Genomic DNA, 1,422 nt, shown 5'->3' on the forward strand with positions numbered 1-1,422 from the left:
CCTCCCGGAAAAATGGGCGCCCGCCGAACGTTCGTTGTTGAACGCCCTGCACGAGGCGGGCCGGTGCGCCGCCGGCGAGAACGGCCGGTATGACCTGACCCGCCTTCAGATCCGCGGCCAGGCCGGCCAGATCATCGGCACCGACGGGAGGCAGGCGTTGGTGATGGGGGGCTTCCGGCTTCCCGCGGCCGGTGATCTGCACGTGCCGGCCGTGCCCCTGTTCGGAATGAAAGAATGGGCCGGCGAGCCCGCGGTTCAAGTCGGACTCACCCCGGAGGGATTGTGCGTCCGACTCGGCGACTGGCTGGTGTGGCTGGCCGACGCGAAGGAGGCGCGGTTCCCGGACGTGGCGGGCGTGATCAAACGCCATGCCGGGGGAACGAAACTGCGGATCGGCGACGACGACGCGGCCCTGCTGCTCTCAAGCCTTCCCAAATGGCCCGGAGCCGGCGACGATCATTCGCCCGTCACGTTGCTGGCCGGGGAACCATGCCGGGTGCGTGCCCGATCCGCCGAGGGGGGACGGCCGGTCGACATTCGCCTGGCCGGTTCCTCTCATGCCGGGTCGGCAACGCTTTGGACGATGGACCGGCGGTATTTGCACCGGGCCTTGCTCCTGGGTTTCCGGGAGTTCTCGGCCCGAAAATCCGGCGAGAGCGTGGTGGCGGCCCGGGGGCCGCATTACTACCTGTTCGCCTTGCTCGCTCCCGATCCCCTCGACGACGCCCCGGCGGCTGTCGCTCCCGCGCGACCGGAGGCGGCCGCCGTTTCCCCCGACACCCCTTTCGCCCGTTCCCCAAGGAGTTCTTCCATGAAACCGCCCGACCCCCATCCGGCCCCCGACCCGGCCGACGGCGATTCCTTTGATCCGCTTACGGAGGCCGAGGCCCTGCGGGCGATGCTGGGCGAGGCCCTCGCCCGCTCGTCCCGGCTGGTGGCGGCGATGAAGAACCATCGCCGCCAGCGCAAGGCCATCGAATCGGCCTGGTCGAGCCTGCGCCAGCTCAACCTCGGTGCGGGGGGATGAGCCATGAAATCACTCGTCGTCCGCAAACTGGCCGCCCTAGCCGACTCCCTCGCCGACCTGAAAGAACAACTGCGGGCCGCCGTCGCCACCGAGGTGGGCAGGGCCGTCGCCGCGGCCGTTCGCGAGATTCTGGAGGTGTTGATCGCCCGCCGGGAACTCCCTCGGTGGGAAAAGCCCGGTCCCGGCGGCCACGACGGCTTCAACGACCCGGACGACTGGGACGATCCGTATTCGCCATATCGTCCCCGGCAGCGGCCTGACGATGAGGAGGATCCGAAATCCTTCGCCGATCCGTCGGTGTCGCCCGCCCCGCTGATCCCGGCGGCGTCGCTCGCCCTGGCGTTGAACGCCGGCCACTGGCTGTGGCGGCTGAGCCGCTCCTGGCTGTGCGGAGC

1 protein-coding gene and 1 pseudogene are annotated in these 1,422 nt (G+C 69.9%); both read left to right on the plus strand.

The window, feature by feature from the left end; all coding sequences use genetic code 11:
- Positions 1 to 1,027 (plus strand): annotated as a pseudogene (locus BGIM_RS0100535) (hypothetical protein); the annotation flags it as partial.
- 3 nt (positions 1,028 to 1,030) lie between these two features.
- Positions 1,031 to 1,422, plus strand: a 392-nt coding sequence (locus BGIM_RS0100540) for a hypothetical protein (RefSeq protein ID WP_029629609.1), incomplete at its 3' end; no start/stop codon positions are given.

It is taken from the genome of Zavarzinella formosa DSM 19928 (assembly GCF_000255705.1).
In the GTDB taxonomy this organism is placed as follows: domain Bacteria; phylum Planctomycetota; class Planctomycetia; order Gemmatales; family Gemmataceae; genus Zavarzinella; species Zavarzinella formosa.